Source organism: Paenibacillus eucommiae (genome assembly GCF_017874215.1).
Taxonomy (GTDB): Bacteria; Bacillota; Bacilli; order Paenibacillales; family NBRC-103111; genus Paenibacillus_AI; species Paenibacillus_AI eucommiae.
The window spans coordinates 69,993-94,645 of sequence record NZ_JAGGLB010000016.1; the positions used below are offsets into that span (position 1 = coordinate 69,993).

Sequence of the window (24,653 nt, forward strand, 5' to 3'; positions counted from 1 at the left end):
TAAACGGTGCATGTGGAGGTCGTTTGTTCCTTGCTGTTTAAGGGTTTAAATATGCCGGTATATGAATGATGATCGTTGTCCCTTTGCCCATCTCACTGTTCAATTGAAAACGAGCTCCTTTAATTAGCGAAAGCTTTCTATATGGATTTGTAAAGCCCAATCGCTCATTTCGACCAAGCAATAGCTCTTGCTGCTTTTCTAGAGGAATCCCGACACCGTTATCCTCTATCGTGATTTTGATATGCTGCTGCTCCCGCTCGATAGTAAGGCGCAGCGTTCCACCATTTTTTCTTTTGGAAATCCCGTGATGAACAGCATTTTCCACTAACGGCTGCAGTGTCATTGATGGTATATAGGTTTGAATGGTTTCGTCGATATTATATTCGATATGAAGCCTTTCTTCGAAGCGCAGTTGTTCTATCGCTAAGTAAGCCTTTACTAATTGTATTTCTTCCTCCAAAGGGACGAGTGAGCGCTGCTTCTGGTAATCCAGCTTTCCTCGGAAATAGGTAGAAAGATGTTCTAATGCAGTTTGGGTTTTTTCCTGGTCAAACCAACTTAGCGCAATAATCGCATTGAGTGTGTTGTATAAAAAATGCGGTGTAATCTGAGCGTAAAAGTAGCTAAGTTCATGCTCCACAGCATCCTGTGCTGATTTTTTCATTAATAATAAGGACTCGATTCGCATCTCTAATTCCTTCAAATTAACAGGCTTTTGCAAGTAATCATTGGCTCCTAATTGGAAGGATACAACTAAGTCAGACAATTGTCCTGCTGCTGTTAATATGATGACAGGCAGATCTACTAAGTCTCGCTTCTGTCTGATCTCTTTGCAGACCTCATATCCCGTCATATGGGGCATCATTAAATCTAAAATTAATAGATCCACCTTTTCCGTGTCAATGATGTCGAGTGCTTCCTGCCCGCTGCCTACTGCCATTACGCTATAATGAAGCGAATGAAGCATATTAATAAGCACCTTTAAGTTGGCAGGCTCGTCATCTACAACTAATATTGTATACGGTTTTGATCCTTTCACTTTTGCAGGCAGAATAACATGCGACTGCTTTATCTCCCGATTATTTATTCGGGTAGACGCAATTTGTTGGTTCATGGCGTGATTGCTTATTTCATTATGCCCTAATAGCTGCTCATTAGTAGCCAATGGGATCGTGAAGGTAAAGCAGGAGCCTTTACCTATTTCAGAAGTTACCCAAATACGTCCGCCTGCACTCTCTACAATTTTCTTGGTAATGCTTAAACCCAAACCAAGTCCTTCTGATTCCCTGATCCGGCTGCTTTCAACTTGATAAAAGGTTGTAAATATGAGGTCTTGGTACTCTGCAGCAATACCTGGACCCGTATCCTTAACTGATATGTGCATCTGTTCCTCTATGATTTGGGCTGAAATCGTGATCGTACCCTGCTTGGTGAATTTAATCGCATTGTAGATCAGATTGAAGAAAACCTGCTTTAGCTTTTGCTCATCGGTGTGGACAAGCGGCAAATTTTCTGGGATCTTATTGATCAATTGAACAGGCGGAGCGGGTGGCATAACATAGGCAATCTCAGCGAGCACTTCCTCAACAATTCGAATTTCGATCGGTCTGGATGTAAAAGACACCTCACCTTGCTTTATTTTAGAAATAAATGAAAGATCCTTAACCAAGCCTGCCAATCTTCTACTTGCCGAGTGTATCAATATAACATTTTCTTGCTGTTTCCTTTTTAAAGGCCCCTCTACACCCTCCAGCAGCGATTGAGAAAGATTCATAATACCATGGAGCGGAGTGCCGAGCTCGTGTGATGTTTTGACTAGAAATTCATCCTTTATTCGGTCGAATTTAAGCAATTCATTAGATAGTTTCTCCGCTTTGTTGTATGCCTGCTGAGAACGGTGACTCAATAATAGCGCCAAGCTCATCACCATAATTAAAAACAAAAGAAGTGACGGCATTTCGATATTCACTTCAAATAACATGACAATTGCAAGCAGAACACCATAAACAGCAAAAGTAAAAACAACGATCAGCACATAGTCGGACTCATCCGTCTTTTGCCAATAGGCTTTTAGCAGCATAATAAAAATATACACGTAACCGATGGCGGTAGTCCCTGAAACAATGAGTTGAATGAGCGGAAATGGAACCTTTACCATTAGATCAATAGTCATGCTTAATACAAACACTGCCAAGGCTTGAAATCCTAGTATTGCACTTAATGCAGTGACGATCCTTCTGCTGGCAGACAAGTTGAAGAAATGATACACAAATAATAGGAAAAACAATACGAAAAGTGTAAGTGATATGGCTTGTATTTCTAGTTGTGAGGATGGGTTCAGCTCCGGAAATAGTAAGTAGATCCATCTTTCATTTATCGTTGATATATGTATAGCTTGCGCTAAACTGAATAGACTGAAATATAGCTCATACCGGAATTTTCGTTTGTGTTGCAAATATGCCGTAAAGTATATAAATGAAAACAGCAAATAGCCGGAAATGAGGAAGGCTTCAGTGAATTTTTCACGGCCTTGTTCTGCTAATATTTGATCGGCTAGACCGAAATGGAGCGAACTGACAATCCCGCCAACAGCATAGTCATAATTGGCAACTAGTATAACAAGCTCTATTTGTTTATCTTTACTATTTCCCAGCACGACATACTTTTTGTAATCGAAGCGATATTCTTCGGATCTTTTTGAAGGAACACCTGCTGAGCCAAGCTCCTCCCCGTTTAAATACACTTTATTGGCATTTCGAATCGTATTCAGCTTTACACCATAACGGTCATCCTTCGGAACATGAATAATCAAGCGATACGTGCCTGTCCCGTAAGGAGTAGCGTTCTTAGCCCTATAGCGATCCCACGCAGCAGGTACTGGAATGGATTGGCGTGTGTTCTTATAACGTTCAAAGACATCCTCAACCGGGCTGGGCACGATTAATTCATCTGGATAGAAGTCCCATTCTCCATCAAGCGTAATAATTTTTTCATCCTGCCGATCCCAATGCAGCAATGAAAGAACACCATTTTTCGCCGCGAATGTATTGGAGTCGAATACACGAAATGAGTGAAGGACTAAGTACGTTGTTAAGAGAGTGATAGAGACCATAATTAGAGTGAGAATCTTTCTATTTTTCACGCAGCCAATTCCTTTCACTATGAGAGCTTCGTCTTCAGTATAACAGCATCTGACAAATTCGACACATCCCAATTGTAAAGAAATGTTTGGTTGGGAACAAAAGACTCGGCATAAGTGACATTCAATTTGATGCGGTTGCAATTAGCGATTCGATTTAATCCTGTACATTGCCGTAAAACTGCCGTGAAAATTCGTGATAAGGTACAGTAAACAAAGCGAAAAGATGTTGCAGCACCTGCAAAAAGCTTGATTCTACGCGACATGAAACGACTATAACAGATGCCGTGGAAAAGGGATCACCTCCCGCATACAACACATGTGGAGTGCGTAATATTATTAGTTCGAAATGTAGTTATCCATCATTTTCTTTAAATAATTTCGAAAGTCTTCAACATATGTCTTGGGCTCTACGATTGTTAGATTTGTGCCGAAATTTGCTAAAAATTGAAATCCCGTACTGTTTTGAGGGACATAAATTGTTGCTAATAAAAATTCAGAACTATAGTTTTCAATACTCTTTCGACCGTACCTTTCAATGAATTGATCTTTTATGATAGGTGAAATCAATGCCTTAATAGCGACTAGTTGCGGTTGATAACTTGCTTCGTGTTCTTGTTCTAATAAATATTCTCTAGGGTTAAATGTTTTTTCATCCATATTAAGATTATCGATCCGAGATAATTTAAACGTTCTGTATCGCATACGATGTAAACAGAATCCTTTCAGATACCAACTCGTTTCGCTAAAATGAAGCTGATAAGGCTCGACAATTCTATTCGTCGTGGTGCCATTTTTATCTATATAATCAAATGAAACTAACCTTCTCTTTAATATTGATTCTTGACACGTCTTCAAGGTTTGAGTAATCTCAGACCGGCCTTCCCAACCGTAAAATGACAGTTGAATTGAACTTTTCAGAGACAATGGGCTAACCATCGCTTCTATTTTTTTTATAGTAATTTCAACTTCTTCGCTAATTAGAATTTGTTCCAATCCGCCGAGCGCAGTTAATATATTCTCTAAGTCGGAGCTGCTTAAAAGACGTTTATCAACCTTGTATTCATCCATAATAGCGTAGCCACCATTAACTCCATGGATCGAGTAGATCGGGATGTTTGATAAGCTGAGTGTCTCCATATCGCGAAGAATAGTTCTTTTGGAAACATTAAATAATTGCGCGAATTCTTTTGTTGAAACGACATTTTTTTTCAGCAATATCATGATTATAGAAATAAGTCTCTCAACCTTGTCCATATTTCCTCCTCCTCTTATTTCTCTACTTAATCTCAGAACGGTGACATACAGCTGTCACCTTTTGTAGATTATACTACATTTATAACAAGAAGGAGGTAATACTTTATGTCAGCTATTGCATATTTAAACTTTGATGGAATTACAGAACAAGTGATTGAATTTTATTCGGAGGCTTTAAGTTCAATTGAAGTAAAAAAAGTTAAATTTAGCGATATCCCACAAGATCCAAACTATCCATTGCCAGAAAATGAGTTAAATATGATTATGGAGTCTTCCATAGAATTCGCAGGCGGGAAAATAATGATGTCGGATATTTTGCCTTCAATGAAAATGGTAACAGGTGAGTTGGTGATAGGAAATAACGTACTGATTAGTATAGTCATCGATGATAAACAAAAACTGGAAGATTACTTTAATCATTTATCTGTTGGTGGCACTGTTATGATGCCGTTATCCAATACTCCCTGGTCTTCGTGCTTTGGAATGCTGGTTGATAAGTTTGGGGTTACCTGGAAATTTAATAGTGACGCAGATAAGTTTCTTGATAAAGTCATTGCCAACAAACAGTAACTCATTCTAAAAAATGGTCTTGCAATTGAAGACCATTTTTTTTGCTGTTTAAGCGATAGAACAATGAAGTATCATCCATGACAAAACATTACTCTATGATCTCTACTGAACCCCATTTATAATGAGAATCAGCTTAGCTGCTTCAACGGATATTAAGTGATATTAAGTGATATTAAGGAGGTGATCTTCTTAACACACGATGGAAACACATTGAAAGTAAGAGAACTGATTTAAACCTGGTTCTCAAAAAGAAAGCGTTAACAAATTTGTAAAAAGGATTGGTGGTTAATGGATTTTCAAAAAAAACCCCTACTGCGCTATGGCTTCGTAGGAATGATCGTCTTCCTGTTACTTGCTGCAGGATTGCCTGTTTCTCAAGTGTCTGCAGCTGCTACATCCTCAAACATCGCTGCAGGTAGAGGGCCGCATGCCGTTGCTGTAAATCCGGTAACTAGCAGGATCTACGTAGCCAATGCCGACAGCGACAGCGTGACCGTGCTGGAAGATACATATAGCGGGGGTGTTGTGACCGTGGCTAACGTCGAGGTTGGAACAACGCCTTATGCGGTAGCCGTTAATCCGGTGACGAACAAGATCTACGTGGCGAACGTGGATAGCGATACGGTAACAGTCATCGACGGTTTAACGAACAACACCATAGAGGTGGATGTTGGAATCCTGCCCTTTGCTGTAGCGGTCAATACGTTGACCAACAAAATTTATGTCGCCAACTTAGGCAGCGATACAGTGACGGTCATTGACGGTGCGACTACGGATACCGATACCGAAACTGCAACGGTGCAAGTCGGGGAAAGTCCGTTTGCCATTGCTGTTAATGAAGCGGCGAACAAGATGTATGTGGCGAACGTGGATGGTGATATGGTGACAGTCATTGACGGTGTCAGTAACAGTCCCTCCTCTGTTTCGACGGGTGCTGGACCCAATGCATTAGCGGTTAATCCACTTACAGGCAGTGTGTACGTGGCCAACTTCTACAGTAATACCGTTACTGTAATTGATGGAGCTACGGGAGATGTCTCTACTCTGAATGTTGGTATAACGCCGACTGCGGTGGAAGTCAATCCAGTGACTGGAATGATTTATGTGACTAATACGAGCAGTAACAATATGACGGTCATTGATGGTGCCAATCACAACCTCTCCACGGTATCCGTTGGATCCGGACCAAGTGCGCTGGCCATCAACGCAGTTACGAATAAGATTTATGTAGCGAATTATGACAGCAACAATGTGACTGTGATCGATGGAATGAGTCTGATGACGTCTACTATAGCGGCTGGAACGAACCCAATTGCTGCTGCTGTGAACACAGGACTGAACAAAGTCTATGTAGCCAACTTCAATAGTGACGAAATCACCGTCATCGCCGATGAGCGGGTCACGGATGCGGATTTGAGCACGTTATCGGTAAGCAGAGGGAGCCTTAGCCCGGCATTTGATCCGAGCATCAACAGCTATTCGGTTCATGTAGGAAATGAGGTAGAAAATGTTACCGTAACGGCTGCAGCGTATGATTCAGCTGCGAGCATTTCGGTCACAGATCAAGTGTACGGAAATAACGCGGAGATACCGGTGAGCCTGCATATAGGGGCAAACGTGCTGCCCATTGTCGTACATGCGGCAGATGAGCTGACAAGCAGGACGTACACGGTAACGATTTACCGGGCTGGTGATACCGAGCCGAATGCTGATCTAAGTGAAATCAGTGTTAGTGCAGGCGCTTTGCAGCCTTTGTTTGCTCCGGAAGTACTCTCTTATTCTGTTGAAGTCGGATATACCGTATCCAGCATCAGTGTGACAGCGGTTACATATGACCCTGCGACTACGATAAGAATCAATGGTCAATCGTATAACGGCGGTGTGTCGAATCCCGTAAGCCTTCAAGTAGGAAGCAATCAGGTCATGCTTGTGACTACGGCAGCAGATGGTTTAACTAGCAAGACCTACACCTTAACCGTAAATCGGGCAGAAGCCCCCATTGAATACAGACCTCCTACTCCTTCGGATACAAGCACTCTGGATAAGACGGATACCTTGAAACCGGAATCGGAAGATGTAAAGGAGACTACAAGTGGCGCAACGCTTACTAGCCGTGCGGCAGCATTCACCGTAAAGGCAGCTGCGGAAACGAACGGAAAAGCGGAGGCCACAGCAATGCTGCATGCGGACTCGTTAACGAAAGCATTTAGCATACTTAAAGGAAAAACAAAAGGGTCGCAAACCATTTTGTTTGAAATACCGGGTACGGAAGCTATTCGTAATGTTGGCATTCCGGCTAGATTGCTTACTGCGGCTGCTAATGAAAATCCCAATGCCTTAATCAAGATCAAGACGGAGAATGCCAGCTACACATTGCCAATCAACTTCCCTACGCTTACAGCTCAATTGAAGCAGCTCGGTGGCAAGCTGGAACAAGCCACTGTCTTCATTACGATGGAAACGATCACAGGTGCAGCCAAAGAACAGATGGCTCAGCAGGCGAAAGCAGCCGGCATGACGCTTGTAGGAGACATCATCGACTTCACCCTTAGTATCGAGGTGGATGGGAATAAACAAGTATTCACTGACTTCGGACGTACTTATGTGAGCAGAAGCATTGTTGCTGCGGGGACAGAGTCAGACAGAGGTTCGGATATGGATATGGCGACAGCAGTCAGGATCAATCCGCAAACCGGCGAATTCTCATTTGTTCCTTCTACTTTTACAACAACGAACGGATTAACGGAGGTCCATATCTTCCGCACCGGAAACAGTCTGTACACGATAGCTCAGTCCAAGAAATCCTTTGCCGATCTACAAGGCCACTGGTCGCAAACCGATGTGGAGCTGCTTGCCTCCAAGCTCATCGTAAATGGGCAGACCGAAGCGGACTTTGTTCCAGAAGGGAATGTCACTCGTGCAGAGTTCGTCAGCCTCATTATCCGTGCATTAGGGCTTGAAGAGGATTCGATGCCAGCTCAGATAAATGTTCCAACGAATACTCAGACCAATCCCCCAGCGTTTACGGATATTGCAGAAACCGACTGGTTCGCGGGTGCAATTGGCGCGGCGGTGAAGGCGCAAATCGTCAGCGGGTTTGAGGACGGAACCTTCCGGCCTAATGACACGATAACGAGAGAGCAGATGGCTGTGATGCTTTCAAATGCCTTATTGTTTGCTAATAAACCTATAGCTGTTGCAGGAAAGCTGCTTCCTCTGCTGGCTGTTTTCGAAGATAAATCGGCGATTAGCCCATGGGCACAGGTTGCAGCAGCACAAATGCTTGAATCCGGTATGATGACAGGTATCACAGAACATCAATTTGCACCTCAGGACAAGGCTACGCGCGCGCAGGCTGCTGTTGTTATTAAACGGATGCTGCAGACTGCAGGATTTATGAATTAAACAAATCCCATCTCAAAATAACAGGAGGAATGCACGATGTTAGACGATAAGGAATTGGAAAACCTGCAAAGCCCGGAACAAGAGAAAAGCATGATTAGCAGAAGAAAGCTGCTCGCTTCTTTGGGGATGGCTGGCGTTGCGCTTGCATCGTCAGGGCTGGTTAACGGAGCTATTTCAAAAGCCTACGCCGATCCGGCCGAGAACCGCACAAAGGTAAAGGATTTAATGAAGGGTAGTACAGTTACGGGTCCCTCCACGACGACCTTAACGCCGAATTTGAAGCTGAAGCAAACGGATCCTTTGGATAGTCTCGATGTAAATGGCAACTTTGAAATGATCGATACGGAGTTCGGCAAGCGCGCCGTTTCGCCTGATTATTACAAAGTTGGAACGGACTTTGATGATACCGACTGTGTACAAGCTGCTTTTGACTCGGGAAGGCCTGTCATTTTCACAAGGAATTACAATGTTAAATCCGTCAAAATGACGGGTAGCGATCAAAATATCGATTTTAACGGGTATTGGCTTTTCGGAATATCCGAAAGTACGGATACGGAAGCGATGAGAGATTGCGTGCTGGCGATTTCCGGCTTGTATTTGAATCTCTACAACATCAGGGTTGGCGCCGGCTTTAAACCTTACAAATGCGGCATTCATTGGGTATCGATAGGCGTGGGGAGGCCTGCAGAGCATATTAAAGTTTATGGGCTGCAGGTGAACCGCTGCCTGGTAGGCATCCAGTACGGTGCATACCTGGACGATCCGAATCCGCTTGACGTTCCGCAGAGCGAGAATTTTATTTTCGGCATTCACTTCCGGGCCGTGCAGAACTGTCTCATCCTCAATCAGCCGAACGGGGTACTGAAAATCATAGGCGGGCTGTTCGACTGTTCGCCTATCGAATGGGACAGTGTCCCCTCCAGTCCCTATTCAGCGGCGAATGCTTATTGCTTCTATGCGAAGGAGAGCTCGTTGTCTATCGATGCATGCGAAATTCTCAAAGTAGCCAGCACGGAAGGTTACGGCTTTAAAGGCAATAACTTTACCCTCAACAACTGCTCGATCGAGGTTGCGAGCACATGGGGATATATCGATGGCAATGCCACAATAACGCAAGACGACGCGGGATATCAGGGCGGTATCACTAACAATTTGTTTGAAATCGCTCCCGGGGCTGAGGGCAGATTGAATCTTAACGTTTTTTATGCAAAGCGGGCCGCCGGGTTCGATTCTGCGGCCTATATTATAAACGGCTTGGCGGCAGCGCCAAAGTTTCGCGTGAATATCGACAAGTCCTATTTCAGCGAATGGACCGCCAATAAAGTGACGAGCGCGCGCAGGGAAAATGTATATTTGCAAAACACGCGCTTTACGAAAGTCGTATCTGGAGTCACCTACGAATCGAACATTAATGATCAGGACCGCAATCTGAATATTGCCGCAAGCGTGGATACGACAGGGGAGAATATGTCCGCCGCAACGAATACGAATCAGAAGTCGGACTGGAATATGTATGTGTATACGGGAACGGGCACCGTCTATTTCCGCAAAAATACGGCCGACGTGCCAGCGGGCTTCCGCTCGTGCATCGAGCTGAAGGTAACTTCAGGCATCTCCTACATCTATTCTTCCAGATTTCCGGTGCTCGGAGGCGCTTCGCTCGTATTCAGCGGCTGGGCGAAATACACGGCGGGGACTTCGGAGCAGAAAGTATCCGTCGTATGGGTCGATGCGGCAAACAATGTTGCGGGAGAAGATCTGATGGTGCTTGCCGATCTTTCGACCACAGAGTGGAGACGAGTCGCAAAATCGGTTACTGCTCCGGCTTCGGCCGTAAGTGCCTATTTTCAAATTGTAGGAAGCGGCGGGTCCATACTGGTTACAGGACTAGGATTTACCGTGGAAGGCGATACCGCTCAGCATGCATCGCTTATTAATCAAATGAATGCAGCGCTTAACGTTGCCGGAGAAGGGCTTATTCTGAAATCTCCCAATAATACGAGCTATAAAATAACGGTAAGCGATGCAGGGGTATTAATGGCAACGGCTTATCCCTGATAGGTTCGGTCACTTAATTCCATAAAACAGCGTAATTGCTACGCGTAAATTTAGGGGCAAGCCAAATGTACTTATTTGGCTGCCCCTTCTGGCGATATGTTATGATAGGGATTAGAGAGATGATGGAAAAAAGGGGACGGATCCATGAAACTATCGACATTTTTCCCATTCAGATATGGGATTTTACTGAAGCTGTTCACAGTTTTCCTCATTGTACTCATTCCGATCTACATTATCGTCTCTTTAATGAGCAAGTCGGGCGTTAACATTATTAGAGAGCAAATTCTAATGTTGATGGAACAGAAATCGGATTATTTCGTATCCGCGACGGACTCGGAATTGGAGCGCATAGCCAAACTGCAGAAGGATCTGTCGGATGATCCGGATCTGCAAAGCCTCAGCATCCGACCGGATACGCTGAGGGATTATGAAAGAGCGAAAGCGATTAACGATCTGCAGTCCAAATTGCATACGCTTTCGGAATCGAGCAGATACATCAAGGAAGCTTTCGTTATTATTCCGAGCATAGAACGGCGAATATCCTCGCTCTCTGGCATGAAGGATATCAATCAGGATGAATTTGACCGTTTTCTTACCAATAAGGCGTCAGCTTCGGGATTAACATCGATTGATCAGCGGATTTTTTTCGTGCTGGGAGTTCCCCACATAACCAAGATCAATTACTTAATGGTCGTTGAGCTATCGATATCCAAACTCAGCGTCGATCTGGGCAGCCTGAATTCAACCGGAAACGGCACGGTTTTCATCTGGAGCAATGAAATGAACAAACCTTCGATCATTCCGGCCGTCGGCGTAACGGATGAAATCATGCGGTTCAATCTGCAAAGCTCGGAACAGGAGGGGACTGCTTTTCAAATGGACGATAAAAACTATCTCCGTTTTACTAAAGCGTTCGACTTTCCTGATTGGTCGCTTGTAACCGTCGTCGAAGAGGATCAAATTCTGCTTCCCGTTCATTCCTTCAAGGGCTGGCTGATGGTGCTGTCCGTCATTTCCGCCGTCTTGTTCGTTATTGCTTCTTTCCTGCTGTATCGCTTCATTCATAAGCCGCTCCTGAAGATGATGCGGGCGTTCAAAAAGGTGGAGATAGGCCAATTCGATACGAATCTCGCTCATACGAACAAAGATGAGTTTTATTATTTGTTCCAGCAATTCAATCGGATGACTAGCCAGCTTAAAATACTCATTCAACAAATTTACGAGCAAAAAATTCATAGTCAAAGATCGGAACTCAAGCATTTGCAATCGCAGGTTAATCCGCATTTTATGTATAACAGTTTGTACACCGTCGCGGTGATGGCCAAAGAGGAGGATTACGAGGGGGTAACCTCGATGTCCAGGCATTTGGGCGATTACTTCAAATTCGTTACGCAGAATAAAGCCGATCTCATCCCGCTCGAGAAGGAAGTGCAGCACGCGAAAGTTTACAGTTCCATACAGGAAGTCAGATTCGGCAGCCGAATACGGTTCGAATTTCAAGAAACAGGCGAAATTGCGATGTGGGAGGTACCCCGTCTGATCATCCAGCCTTTTTTGGAAAATGCGATTATGCACGGTTTGGAGGATGTTCGTCAGGGTGGACGGCTTTGCGTACGCGTTAATGCCAGTCAGATGAGCTTAATCATCGAAATCGAAGACAACGGCAAAGGGATGCCCCCGGATAAGCTCAAGAAGTGGCAGGAAGCGAGCATCATTCCCCATGAATGGGAAGACCACGCGCTGTGGAACGTGCATCGCCGCTTGCGGCTGCGTTACGGTGACAGGAGCGGTATCAAGCTGCAAACTAACGTTGACGGTGGATTGACGGTTGCTTTGCTAATTTATTTGGAAGCGGGAGAAAAAGATGAATAACGTACTTGTAATCGACGACGAGCCTATCATTCTGGAAGCACTCTACAATACGCTCATGAGAATGGAGGAGCATGATCTTATCATTTGGAAAGCATCTTCAGCCATTGAGGGCATTGAAATCATGAGAAGCAACCGCATCGATATTCTGATGACAGATGTTCGCATGCCGGTCATGTCCGGTCTGGAACTGGTTGGACTCGTTCGCAAGCAATGGGAACGCTGCAAAATCATTATTTTGTCGGGGTATTCCGATTATGAATATTTGCAGCCAGCCCTTCAACAAAACGTGTTCGATTATTTGTTAAAGCCGATTGACGAGGAGGTCATTGTCGAGACGATAAGTCGGGTCATCACGGAAATCGAGACGAATATGCAAATGCAGGATCTCATGGCCAAAGCTGAAAACCAGCTTCAGAAGGCGCAGTCATTACTGCATAAGGACTTCTCGGAAAATTTGTTCTCGGGCGACCTGCTCACCCAGAAGATGATCGCCGAATCGGTTGAGATGCTGCAAATACCGGTTCGTTGCGATCAGGACGTCATTGTTGTCGTGGGGAGGACCGATCGTTGGCCGCAGGGCTACTCGCTGAAGGAGAAGCTGTTGATGCACTACGCAATTAACAATATCATGAATGAGTATTTGAACAGTGCTTGCAGGATTGTCCCCTTCATCGAGAAAGGATACATGGTTTGGCTGATTCAAGTAGCGGAGAGCGATGGCGATAACCGCGAATATCAGGATTTGAATACACTGCACTGGTATATTGGCGAAGTTCTTGACAAAATACAGCAATCGATACGGCAATATCTTAAGCTGCCTATCTCCTTATTGTTATCCAAGCCCAATATCGGCTGGCTGTCAATCGCGCGTACGTTCAAGGAAATGTGCGCATGGCTGCAAAGCGGGATCGGACTTGAAGAGGAAATCATCTTCATAGAGCAAATTGACAATATGAAGCCGAACTATGAAGGCAGGGAACAATCGTATATCGATATCAAGAGGAGCATGAATCAGCTGCTCAATTTGATTGAATCAGGCAATCTAGCCACCTTTCAGAAAGAGCTCTCCGACTTTTTTCGTTCGATGCAAGGGACTGTTTTTTTGGAATATTCATTGCAATTGGAAATTTACGTTCATCTTTCAGGAATGTTCCTGTCTTACATCAATAACCGTAAAATCTCGCCGTTCATTGACGGAGATCTGGAGATGCAGTATTTGTCCAATTACAGTCTGTTTCCGCAATGGTCCGATATGGAGGCCTACTTTCTGCGGCTGACTGATCATTTGTTCTCCCTTGCACAGGGCGAGAATAGGAGCCAAAAGAAAGAAATCGTCGACGAGATCGACGCCTATATCATCGAGTCCTTTTCGTCCGAATACATTTCGCTAAGCCATCTCGCCAAGACGTTTCATCTCAGTACTTCCTATCTGTCCCGCCTGTATCATTCGGAGAAAGGTATATGTCTCACCGAACGAATGAAGCAGCTGCGATTGATGCGGGCCAAGGAACTGCTGCTCGTCGAGGGCAAAAAAATCCAGGATGTCGCGCTTGAGCTTGGCTTCTACAACGCCCCTTATTTTACCAAATTTTTCAAAAAGAACATCGGCATAACACCTCAGGAGTATAAGCAAAATCTCGGGATTGCCCCAGGGGGAAGCTCGGCCGGTAATGACAATAAATGACGGGTGACATCAAGACATTACTATTGTTGGCAGTTGCCTTCTCCTTTATTATTAAATTAACACACCGGTGTGTAACACAATTCATAGGGGGGCTTTAATTGAACAAACGAATGGGCAAACGAGTCATGACTGGGTTACTGGCGACGATCCTTATTTTATTGACAGCATGCAGCAGCAACGGAAATAACGCACCAGCATCAAGCGAGCCATCACCCAAACCCGCAAGCTCAACTTCACCTTCTGGAGAAACGGCTTCGGCGGATGGACCGCTTACGAAATTCGATCCGGCCATTGAAGTCAGAATCGGCAGAACCGGGGACGGATTAAAGTTCGAGCCTGGACAAGATATCGATAAAAACCTTGTTTCAGACTTTTACGAAAGCGAACTTGGCGTAAAGATTATCAATGAATGGGTCGTGAATTGGGATCAGTACGACAGCAAGGTGAACGTCTCGATTTCTTCCGGCAGCATTCCGGATTTGATCCAGGTTACCGGCAGTCAGCTGAAGACACTCGTCGAAGCCGATATGATTGAGGACTTGACTGACGTATTCGCCAAATACGTTAGTCCGGAAACGAAAAAGGTAATGACGGAAGACGGAGGCTTTGCGATTAACGCTGCGACGATTGACGGCAAAATGTACGGGATTCCTCATACGACTCCCGGTTACGGTACTTCCTCCATGATATGGGTTCGCCAGGACTGGCTCGATAAGCTGGGGCTGCAGCCGCCTAAAACCGTGGATGAAGTCGTTAAAATCGCAACAGCCTTCAAGGAAAACAATCTCGGCGGCGATAAAGGCACTTACGGCTTAGGGCTCAGCAAGGATTTAATGAAGGGGCAGCACGTATTCGGATTGTTCAACAGTTATCATGCCTATCCGGGTCAATGGTATAAAGACGCTGACGGCAAGACGGTTTATGGCAGCGTACAGCCTGAAATGAGGGCGCCGCTGCTGAAGCTTGCGGAATTGTACAAGGCAGGATTGATTGACAAAGAGTTTGCTGTTAAAGATGATGCCAAAATGCAGGAGTCCATTATTGCCGGGAAGCTAGGCTTGTTCTATGGTAACTTCGCGATGGGATGGTACTTAAGAGACTTTATCGTCAACAATCCGGATGCTGTATTAAGCGCTTATCCGCTGCCATCTGCGGATGAAACACCCGCGAAAGCTTTTCTGGGACCGACGGCCAACACATTCTGGGTCGTCAAAAAAGGATTCAAGCATCCTGAAGTCGTCGTGAAGCTGGCTAATTTCTGGCAGGAGCACTGGTATACGAATCCGAAGCTTGAATATTCCACCAACCAAGAAACAGGTATAGCATATTATCCATACGCGGTAGTTACATTCGATTCCGTTATGGGAGCCGTTGTAGAGAGCAATAACGTGAGAGCCTCGATCGAGGCCAATCTGGAGCCGGACGATAAAACGATGACGGCCAACGAGTTCGGATATCTTAGGGGAATTTACAAGTATAAAAAGGATAAACTGAATACGAAAGACCCGGAAATCGCCACGGGTTGGATCTACCATACGACGGTGGGAACGCCGAACAGCGGCGGGGAAATTTTAAGCCATTACTATAAAAACAATTTGACGGTCGGAACCGGACTAACGGCGTCATCCACACCGACGATGGCGGAGAAATGGGCGACACTTACGAAAATGGAAGAAGTCATGATCACGAAGATTGTCATGGGAGAAGCAGGAATCAGCGAGTTCGACAAGTTCGTGCAGGATTGGAACAAACAAGGCGGAGAGAAGATTACGCAGGAAGTTAACGAATAAAGAGTTGAAGCAAGAGCTCGGGGGTTGGTCCTTAAGACAACCCCTTCCTTAGTAATGGGTTTTTGCAGGTGAGGAGGTTGCTGACAGGATGAAGAAAAAATACGCGATGAACTTGCCGCTTCATATCATGATGATTCCGGCCCTTGTTTTTACGATTATGTTTGCCTACGTTCCGATGACAGGCATCGTAATTGCATTCCAGAAGTTTATTCCGAATCGGGGATTTTTCAATTCAAAATGGGTAGGCTGGGACAATTTCACTTTTATGCTGAATATGCCCGATTTCACCCAAGTTATTTATAACACGATCTTCATCGCGGTTATGAAAATCATTGCCGGAATCTTCGTGCCGGTGGTGGTCGCTTTGTTGTTGAACGAAGCCAGAAGCAAATATTTCGCAAGATCGATCCAGACGATGATCTATCTTCCGCACTTTCTGTCATGGGTTATTTTGGGCGGTATCTTGATCGATATTCTTTCCATCGATGGCGGGATCGTCAACAGGGTCATTCTTTGGTTCGGGCTTGAGCCCGTGTTTTTCCTCGGCAATAATGATTGGTTTCCCTTTACCCTCGTCTTGTCTGACGTGTGGAAGGAATTCGGATTCGCGACAATCGTCTACTTGGCTGCCCTTACGTCAATCGATCCCACCTTGTACGAAGCCGCGTACATCGATGGAGCGAACCGCTGGAAACAAACTTTGCACGTGACGATTCCGGGCATGGTGCCGATCATCGTTCTGCTATCGGTTCTGAGTTTAAGCAACGTGCTCAATGCTGGATTCGAGCAGGTTTTCATTTTATATAGTCCGTCCGTCTATGAGTCCGGAGACATCATCGATACACTGTTGTATCGGGTCGGGTTCGTGGAAGCACAATACGGCGTCTCGACAGCCGTTAGCTTGTTCAAATCGTTGATCGGCATGATTCTGATAGCGACGTCTTACGGGCTCGCTTACCGTTATGCCAATTATCGTATTTTCTGATTGAGGGTGATCACGTCATGGTAAAGTCAAAAAACTTATCCGTTAGAATAACTTATGTTGTCATTCACTTGATTTTGATCATGCTGGGGATACTGTGTTTGCTGCCGTTCGTTCACGTGCTGGCTTTTTCTTTAAGCAATCCTGGTAAAGCTGGCGCCGGTTTAGTTACGTTATGGCCTGTCGGCTTTAATCTTGACGCCTACGCTTATATTTTGCGCGAGCCTAAATTTATAAGTGCGCTATGGATTTCGGTGCAGCGGGTTGTGCTGGGGACGAGTATCGGACTGTTCTTCACGGTTATTACGGCTTATCCACTTTCTAAAGAATCGCAAAAATTCCGCATGAGAACATTTTATGTATGGTTTCTTGTCGTGACGATGCTTTTCAGCGGAGGGCTCATTCCGACGTTTATCGCCATCAAAAGCTATGGGCTGATCGATTCGCTTTGGGCGCTTGTGCTGCCGTCGGCAGTGAACGTATTTCTGATCACGCTTATGCTTAACTTTTTTCGCAACTTGCCGAAAGAACTGGAGGAATCGGCATTCGTGGATGGCGCAGGCCATTGGGTCATTCTGTTTCGCGTGTATTTGCCCCTTTCGATGCCTTCGCTCGCTACCATTGCCTTGTTCACGATGGTTAACCATTGGAACTCTTGGTTCGACGGCTTGATCTATATGAATAAAACCGATCACTATCCGTTGCAGACGTATTTGCAATCGATCGTGACGAAGCCGGACATGAGCAAAGTGGCCAATCTTAACGAACTGCTCAATGTTTCCTCGCGAACCGTAAAGACAGCCCAGTTGTTTCTAGGGATGCTGCCCATTATTATCGTGTATCCCTTCTTGCAGCGATTTTTCGTGAAAGGAATCGTGCTGGGAAGCGTTAAGGGTTGAGTTTGCTTTGTGAGGGATAGAAGCATAGAAAGACGCAAAAGAAGCGGTGGATGGGTGGATGGGCGGATGGGCGAAGAAAAAAAATGAGTCGGCATGCGTCTGTCCGTAAGAAACAATTGGAATATACTGGCGCGCTTGATGGGAGCTGACTGGAATGAACGTATTCATGGGAAATGTCGTAGTACATGGCATCCCCTGGATCCGAGGGTTCCAGAATTCTACACGCTAATCGTTGATAAAACTGATATATTGATATATTGATATGCAATTATCCCGTAGTAAATTGTGTAAAACTCTATAAAACCGTGTAAAACCATGTAAAACCTGCAGATTGATGTGCAGGTTTTTTTTAACATCAAAGAGAAGAACTCCTTTCTAACTGAACTACAAGTAAGTTTAAGTTTTAGGGGAGAGAATACCCCGAAGCAGTTCGCCTTCCGCCGAAATGTGAGAGCGTGTGTGCTGTGTGCGCCACTTAACGATGTTTTTCATCGTTAAAGTAGCAGGTTCTCTCCATAGTCCACGCTGGCGGGACCGTTCTTCAGTCCAGCGGCTAGGCCAGCGGGGAAATCCCCTCCAATCAAGAGAAAACCCTTGCTGGTATTCCGTTCGAGCTTTGTAGGAGCTTTGTTTAAGTCTGGTTTGAGCCTGGTATGAGTCTGGTTTAAGATTTGTTCGAGCTTTGTTTGAGCCTGGTTTGAGCCTGGTATGAGCCTGGTATGAGCCTGGTATGAGCCTGGTTTGAGCCTGGTATGAGCCTGGTATGAGCCTGGTATGAGCCTGGTATGAGCCTGGTTTGAGCCTGGTTTGAGCTTGGTTTGAGCTTGGTTTGAGTTGAGCTGGTTGGAGCTTTGTTTGAGTCTGGTTTAAGATTTGTTTGAGCTTCGTTTGAACTCTGTTTGAGCATGGTATGAACTTGGTGTTAGTGCCAATCGCACGATTGTAGCTGAGAAGAGGGAATGGCTGTGGGTGGAAGAGCGGTAGCGTCCGCCTTTAAAGATTTGTTCCTACCCCCTCATCGATACCATTCAAGGGAACAAATCTTTAACAGCGGCTGGATCCCACAGCCATTCCCTCCCCGAACCACCAACATTATGAACACGCTTGTTGCATATTGCAGACGGGTAGATTATCATAGTGACAAAGAATGGGAGGTATCAATCATGAGTAAAGGTTTAAGTGTAAATGCTATGTTTACAGATCATATGGTGCTGCAGAGAGGGGTGGAGGTCCCTGTGTGGGGGGAAGGGGCTGACGGTGCAGTCGTTAGAGTTAGGTGCCGCGGTGAGCAAGTGGAGACTAGAGTGGAGAACGGCTCTTGGATGATAGCGCTTCCATCGATAGAAGCAGGAGGTCCTTTCGAGCTTATCATCGAGAGTGAAGGGCATTCGATCGTCATTCGGGACGTGCTGTTTGGTGATGTTTGGCTAGCTGGCGGGCAATCGAATATGGAATGGCCGTTATCCGAAGCACAAGGCGGGCCAGCTGAAATTGAGCATATACATCTCCCCAATCTTCGTTATTATGATGTGCCGAAGGTTGCGTATGAGGATCGTGCAGCGGATGGTGCAGCGCATGATACAGCACATGGTGCAGCACATAGCTCTTCATGGAAGGTTTGCACGCCGGAACATGCCGGGGCATTCTCAGCTGTTGCTTTTTACTTCGCAAGACAAATCATCATCGAACAGGGCGTGCCGATCGGAATCATTGGCTGCAACTGGGGTGGCACCTCCGCATCCTGCTGGGTGCCAGAGCATGTTTTAACTGACGATTCTGAGCTGCGGATCTATGCAGATGAATTTATAGAAATAATCAAGAACTTTGACCCTGCAGCGTTTGCAATTGAAGAGGCTGAACATAATGTAGCACTTGCCGAGTTTAATCGTAAACATGCAGCGGGACTGCGGGGTAAAGAGCTTGGTGATTATCCTTGGCCAATCCCTATAAGTCCTAGCTACTTTTTACGACCGTATGGTGTATACGGTACCATGCTGCTCAAAGTAGTCCCGTTTGGATTAAAGGGTTTCCTCTATTACCAGGGCGAGGGAGATACTCATCGATCACTTCTCTATGATAAGCTCATGGAAGCATTGATCGGCCATTGGCGAGCGCTCTGGAATCAACCGAAGCTGCCGTTTCTATTCGTCCAGCTTCCGGCATTCGGGTGTAACGGCAATGAGCTTGGGGAGGAGTGGCCCTTGCTGCGTGAATCACAATTAATTGTAACCGAACGGGTAGCCAACACGGGGATGGTTGTAGCCATAGATTGCGGTGAACGGGAAGATATCCATCCGATTAATAAGAAGCCTGTAGGTGAACGCCTGGCTTTATTAGCGCTAGAGCAAGTTTATGGACAGTCTGTGGAAAGCTCTGGTCCCGTATTTCATTCTTTGAAGATAGCTGATGGCAAAGCCATACTAAGCTTCGACCATAGCGGGGAAGGACTTTCAGCAGGAGATTTTCCACTAACCGGCTTTGAAATCACAGATGATTCAAACGTATATGTACCCGCTCAAGCTATTTGTAAAGGCAATGAAGTTGAAGTTTGGAGTGAGCAGGTGCAGCAGCCTTCTGCTGTTCGATATGGCTGGGCTAATTACACGGAAGCCAACTTGGTTAACAGCTTTGGTCTGCCAGCAGGGCCGTTCCGTACAAAGCGGGTTCGTACTTAACGTTGTCAACATGTGTTCAGATATCTTTGTAGAGGTGATTGCCATGTATAACATTTTGATTGTTGATGATGAATACGAAATCCGCCAAGGCTTGGAGGACTATGATTGGGCCAGCATGAATATTCAAGTAGCAGGAAGCTGTGATAATGGATTGGCGGCTTTTCAAAAGGTGCTGGCGGGGCCGGTAGACATCCTCTTGACAGATATTCGTATGCCCTTTATGGACGGTTTTGAATTGATTCAGAAGGTCAGGCAGGAGTTTCCTTATATTAAAATTGTGATTTTGACAGGGTATAGTGATTTTTCCTATGCTAAGCAGGGGATTCAATTTGGCATTTCTGATTATTTATTGAAGCCGGCTAATGATAAAGATATTAAAGAGGCTTTTGGGAAAATTATTGAAGAATTGAATGTTAAAAAGATGATTGAAATCAGGAACACGGCCTTGGAGCGAAAAGCTAAGCTCTCCACCCAATTTCTCCGCAAGCGTTTTATGCAAAAGCTGCTTTTTCAGAGCATAACCCAAGACGAGATAGAGGAAGGGTGCTCCGAGGGGGAAATGATTCTGGAAAGCAGCCATTACGCCATTTCTATGATTCGGCTGGATCGAAAAGAAGAGCAAAGTCAGTATTATTCACACCGGGAATGGGATTTAATTATGTTTGCGCTTGGGAACGTATTGTCTGAGGTTTGGGACGATCAGGGACACGGGTATCATTGGATCGATGAGAACACAGGCAAATGTTATTTATTATGCACGAATCCTGAGCTTCTTCAAGCTGAGAATTCTGATGCTTCCCTGTTCATGGAGAAAACGTCAAGCATCACCAATAATCTGCAGCGTTTTCGGGGTTTATTGTTATCTACGGTATCTTTAGGAGTGGGGCCAGTTGTTGATCGGGCTACGCATATATATGAATCCTGCTTATCGATTGCCCAAGCTTTGGATCTAAATAAAAATAAACAAATCTGCATAACCGAGTCCAGCATTTCTAATTCTACTCTATCTGTTTTGCAGGATACTAACACGACAGAGATTGCGAATCCAGTAAAAGAAGGCTCCCCACAAGGCATTATTGAAGAAGCGAAACGTTACATTGATCAAAATTTCGAAAGGTCCATCACGCTGCAGGACGTCGCGGAGCATATCCACTTCAATCCCAATTATTTAAGCTCATTATTCAGGAAAGCAACAGGGAAAAATTACATTCACTATTTAACAGACTGCCGCATGCAGATGGCCATGAAACACCTCCAGCATTCCAATTATAAGGTGTATGAAATATCCGAGATGGTGGGGTATTCCACTACGGCGTATTTCATCGACCGGTTTCGCAAGCATACGGGACAAACTCCACAGGAATTCCGGTCTATGCAGGGAGTCAATGGGGAGGAAATCCATTGAAGTGGACGCACCGCAAACGGATTATTGTAGCGGCGGTAGGCTTGTCTTTATGTGCTCAGATTCTAATGGTGGGAATGGGGATTCTCAATGCTGGAAGAGTGGATGAAGATATTGAAGCAAGCTCTCGTTTGAAAATGCTGGATTCCGCCAGTTACAATATTACAACGTATTTAAGCCATATCAATTCCATGCTGAACTATTTGCAATCCAATGAGCTTTCTGAATACGTACGCTCCTTTCTAGCCTTGGAGGATCCCGCTATTGCAAAGCAGAAGACGGAAGAGGTTAATTTGCTGCTGAAGCAAATCCGGTTTTCCGATAATTTAATCGATAAGGTCTATATTCTTGGCAACTATTCGTTTCAAAAAAATATTGTGATCCATCAGGGCCAGAATGATATGTCTGAGGAATACACACCTAATATCTCTGATCTCGCTTCAGCCCAATTGCTGCCCATTTTGCAATATTATCGCAACCATCCCACTGTTTTTGCAGCCGGGGAGCTAACGGATCGTCTTAAGTTCTCAGCGTCTATGCTTCCTGAGCAAAAAACTGCCGTTAAGCAGCTGGCTCAGGATTTAGAAGGACGTGTCGTCCTTAATGGAGGCGTTATTGACGGCAATCCTAAATCTTTTATGGTTATCCTAGTAATGAAAAAAGACCTGCTTTCCCATTTAGTAGAAAGTGATTCGTTCACTTCCTTCGCGTTAATGGATAACAATCAGAAGCTGATTGATCAGACGCCTCCGCTGAAAGGTACAAAAATGATCAGTCAAATGAAAACAATCAATTCCTCGGGCTTAAAGTTGGAGATGTTTTCACAGCGAAAAATGGAAAGCATGGCCAATAAACAAGCCTTTTTAATTAAATATATGCTGTTTTTTATGATCATTTTAGTTGTCACTTTTCTCATTACTTTCATTTATTCCCACTATCTGATTTTGCCATTTCGAAAAATCTCGCATCGCATGAACAAGCAGCATCTCCTGTTCCCCCTGCAATTTCTGGATAAGGAGAAGGTCAGCAAAGGGGGGATTCCTACCTTATCTCTAAGAAAGAAACTCATTATTTTATTTTCCTTATCCGTGTGTATCCCTGCTGTTTCTTCCGCGTTTGCTTATTATCAGTTTATTAATGCCTATTCCAAGCAGCAGATGAAGCCTTATGCAGAGCAATTCGCACAGCAAGTCAATAAGAATGTTCACCGGCAAGCGATAATCTATGAGGATCTAATTAGCAAGCTAACGCTTAATCCTACCTTTGTCAGCCTGCTTATTTATCAAAATTTCAATAATTTAAATATGAAACAAGAGCCGGACATTTCCTTCCTCCAATATTCTGGAATTAGTGATGTGTCGTATTTTGTGTTATATAACCTGCTGGGTACGCAAACCTATTCCAATCAAAACTCCGATTTTTTGAATTATTTTTCTTTGGACACGAATATCAGAAAAGAAATTGATTCATCCAACACGATTGTTTGGTCCACGAATATGAAGGATCTCTATAATCAACCGACGGTTTCTTTAATTAAGCAAATTTTTGACGCGGCGGGGCCAACTCCCAAACCAATCGGATATATTCAGATTGTCCTGAATCAATCGGCGTTTCAAGCCGTGCTGCCTGATAAAAATGATTATTTATTAGCGTTGAACGCAGCCGGAAACGTGCTCTTTCAGAATGAGCCAACGAAAAAGGCGTTCAAGGAAGTCATGCAAACCAGAGAAGAAGTGCTGGCGCATGAGGGGAATCCGCTCCAATACGCAGTAATAAATGGAGTCGAGGGGATTGCCAATGTCCACACCATCGAGGGGATGAACTGGAATACCTTTCTTTTAGAATCTATGGAGAGCTTACTTACAGAGCAAAAAAAGCTGTCTCTCAGTTATTTAATTGTTATTTTCTCAACCATTGTAATCGCGATGATATTTGCTTACGGACTTACGAAATGGCTTATTCGTTCACTAGAGCACTTGAAGCTGGCTATGGAGCAGCAAATCGTGGAAGTGAAGATGGATAAACGGATTGTTTATAAGGATCGGGACGAAATCAGTGACCTTATTGACAGCTATAATCGGATGATGGCACAGATCAATCAGCTGATGGTTGAAAATATTCAAATTGCCCAGGAAAATAGCTTGAATCAAATGAAGCAGCAGGAGCTGTTATCTTTAAAGACACAAGCAGAATTAAAAATGCTGCAGCTGCAAATCAACCCGCATTTTCTTTACAATACGCTGCAAAGCATAGGAATGAGAGCGAAGAGAGCGGGAGAAGAGGAAGTCGGTTTTATGGTATATGCTTTAGCGGACTTATTCCGTTACAGCATTAGCCATGATAGTAATTTTGTTGATCTCTCCGATGAAATTGAGCATACACGAAATTATATTGCGATTCAGGAGTTTAGATTCAAGGATAAATTTACAGTGGAATGGGACGTATCCGAGGAGGCACTGCAATGCAAAGTGATTAAATTCGCTCTACAGCCGCTCGTGGAGAATGCAATTTCTCATGGCATACTCAGCTCAATCCGTGAAGGGAAAATATGGATTAAAGCCTTTGTTGACCAGGAAATGCTGAGCATAACTATAGCAGATAACGGAGTGGGGATTGAGGAGGGGCGCTTGATTTCTATACTAGATCAATGGCAGCTGGGCAATTCCCAGCGTTCAGGCCGCTCAAATGGGGAAAGCAAAGGTGGATTAGGCTTAAACAACGTTTTTTTTCGCTTGCAATTGATTTATAACGGTCGCGGCACGATGACAATCCAAAGTGAAACCTTCGAAGGTACAACGATTCAATTAAGGATTCCGCAAGATGTGTAAAAAACGATATGGATTCTGTATTTTCTGTCATTGAGGTCAAGCAAGTTCACTGTTAAATTAAGAATATGAATTGCGGCCGCAATCAAAAACTC

Annotated in this window: 13 protein-coding genes; 11 read left to right on the plus strand and 2 right to left on the minus strand. The window is 44.7% G+C overall.

The window, feature by feature from the left end; translation table 11 throughout:
• Positions 1-37: 37 nt before the first annotated feature.
• Both J2Z66_RS22110 and J2Z66_RS22115 read right to left on the minus strand, forming a co-directional pair.
• The gene (locus tag J2Z66_RS22110) at positions 38-3,142 is read right to left on the minus strand and encodes an ATP-binding protein (RefSeq protein ID WP_209974450.1); all 3,105 of its coding nucleotides are present in this window, start codon (positions 3,140-3,142) and stop codon (positions 38-40) included.
• A gap of 336 nt (positions 3,143-3,478) precedes the next feature.
• Positions 3,479-4,396, minus strand: coding sequence for a helix-turn-helix transcriptional regulator (locus J2Z66_RS22115; protein WP_209974452.1), 918 nt, complete (start codon positions 4,394-4,396; stop codon positions 3,479-3,481).
• 105 nt (positions 4,397-4,501) lie between these two features.
• On the opposite strand from J2Z66_RS22115, the gene J2Z66_RS22120 reads away from it, so the two are divergent.
• The 11 genes from J2Z66_RS22120 (at position 4,502) to J2Z66_RS22170 (ending at position 24,561) form a co-directional block, all read left to right on the plus strand.
• Positions 4,502-4,966 carry a VOC family protein gene (locus J2Z66_RS22120; protein ID WP_209974454.1) on the plus strand — a complete coding sequence of 155 codons (465 nt, stop codon included), beginning with the start codon at positions 4,502-4,504 and terminating at the stop codon, positions 4,964-4,966.
• A gap of 288 nt (positions 4,967-5,254) precedes the next feature.
• Entirely contained in the window at positions 5,255-8,371 is a 3,117-nt protein-coding gene (locus tag J2Z66_RS22125; protein ID WP_209974456.1) for a cadherin-like beta sandwich domain-containing protein, read from the plus strand.
• A gap of 36 nt (positions 8,372-8,407) precedes the next feature.
• The gene (locus tag J2Z66_RS22130) at positions 8,408-10,429 is read left to right on the plus strand and encodes a hypothetical protein (protein WP_209974458.1); all 2,022 of its coding nucleotides are present in this window, start codon (positions 8,408-8,410) and stop codon (positions 10,427-10,429) included.
• A 144-nt stretch (positions 10,430-10,573) separates the two neighbouring features.
• Complete coding sequence (locus J2Z66_RS22135; RefSeq protein ID WP_209974459.1) at positions 10,574-12,301, plus strand: sensor histidine kinase; 1,728 nt, start codon at positions 10,574-10,576, stop codon at positions 12,299-12,301.
• Positions 12,294-13,985, plus strand: a complete 1,692-nt coding sequence (locus tag J2Z66_RS22140; protein WP_209974461.1) for a response regulator transcription factor — start codon at positions 12,294-12,296, stop codon at positions 13,983-13,985. Before J2Z66_RS22135 ends, J2Z66_RS22140 begins: the two co-directional genes overlap by 8 nt.
• Positions 13,986-14,083: 98 nt before the next feature.
• Positions 14,084-15,775 (plus strand): extracellular solute-binding protein, encoded by a 1,692-nt coding sequence (locus J2Z66_RS22145; protein ID WP_209974464.1) that lies wholly within the window; start codon positions 14,084-14,086, stop codon positions 15,773-15,775.
• Positions 15,776-15,863: 88 nt separating this feature from the next.
• Positions 15,864-16,760: an ABC transporter permease gene (locus tag J2Z66_RS22150; RefSeq protein ID WP_209974466.1), complete on the plus strand. Its 897-nt coding sequence runs from the start codon at positions 15,864-15,866 to the stop codon at positions 16,758-16,760.
• 17 nt (positions 16,761-16,777) lie between these two features.
• Positions 16,778-17,656, plus strand: a complete 879-nt coding sequence (locus J2Z66_RS22155; RefSeq protein ID WP_209974468.1) for a carbohydrate ABC transporter permease — start codon at positions 16,778-16,780, stop codon at positions 17,654-17,656.
• 1,163 nt (positions 17,657-18,819) lie between these two features.
• Entirely contained in the window at positions 18,820-20,331 is a 1,512-nt protein-coding gene (locus tag J2Z66_RS22160; protein WP_209974470.1) for a sialate O-acetylesterase, read from the plus strand.
• Positions 20,332-20,374: 43 nt separating this feature from the next.
• Positions 20,375-21,736 carry a response regulator transcription factor gene (locus J2Z66_RS22165; RefSeq protein WP_209974472.1) on the plus strand — a complete coding sequence of 454 codons (1,362 nt, stop codon included), beginning with the start codon at positions 20,375-20,377 and terminating at the stop codon, positions 21,734-21,736.
• On the plus strand, positions 21,733-24,561 hold the full coding sequence (locus tag J2Z66_RS22170; protein WP_209974474.1) for a sensor histidine kinase: 2,829 nt from the start codon (positions 21,733-21,735) through the stop codon (positions 24,559-24,561). The genes J2Z66_RS22165 and J2Z66_RS22170 overlap by 4 nt, the downstream gene beginning before the upstream one ends.
• The last annotated feature ends 92 nt before the right edge of the window (positions 24,562-24,653 follow it).

What these genes read in the sequence shown, in the direction of transcription:
- J2Z66_RS22115 (WP_209974452.1), bottom strand. Translation starts at nt 4,396, where the DNA reads ATGGACAAGGTTGAGAGACTTATTTCTATAATCATGATATTGCTGAAA.
- J2Z66_RS22120 (WP_209974454.1), top strand. Translation starts at nt 4,502, where the DNA reads ATGTCAGCTATTGCATATTTAAACTTTGATGGAATTACAGAACAAGTG.
- J2Z66_RS22125 (WP_209974456.1), top strand. Translation starts at nt 5,255, where the DNA reads ATGGATTTTCAAAAAAAACCCCTACTGCGCTATGGCTTCGTAGGAATG.
- J2Z66_RS22130 (WP_209974458.1), top strand. Translation starts at nt 8,408, where the DNA reads ATGTTAGACGATAAGGAATTGGAAAACCTGCAAAGCCCGGAACAAGAG.
- J2Z66_RS22135 (WP_209974459.1), top strand. Translation starts at nt 10,574, where the DNA reads ATGAAACTATCGACATTTTTCCCATTCAGATATGGGATTTTACTGAAG.
- J2Z66_RS22140 (WP_209974461.1), top strand. Translation starts at nt 12,294, where the DNA reads ATGAATAACGTACTTGTAATCGACGACGAGCCTATCATTCTGGAAGCA.
- J2Z66_RS22150 (WP_209974466.1), top strand. Translation starts at nt 15,864, where the DNA reads ATGAAGAAAAAATACGCGATGAACTTGCCGCTTCATATCATGATGATT.
- J2Z66_RS22155 (WP_209974468.1), top strand. Translation starts at nt 16,778, where the DNA reads ATGGTAAAGTCAAAAAACTTATCCGTTAGAATAACTTATGTTGTCATT.
- J2Z66_RS22160 (WP_209974470.1), top strand. Translation starts at nt 18,820, where the DNA reads ATGAGTAAAGGTTTAAGTGTAAATGCTATGTTTACAGATCATATGGTG.
- J2Z66_RS22165 (WP_209974472.1), top strand. Translation starts at nt 20,375, where the DNA reads ATGTATAACATTTTGATTGTTGATGATGAATACGAAATCCGCCAAGGC.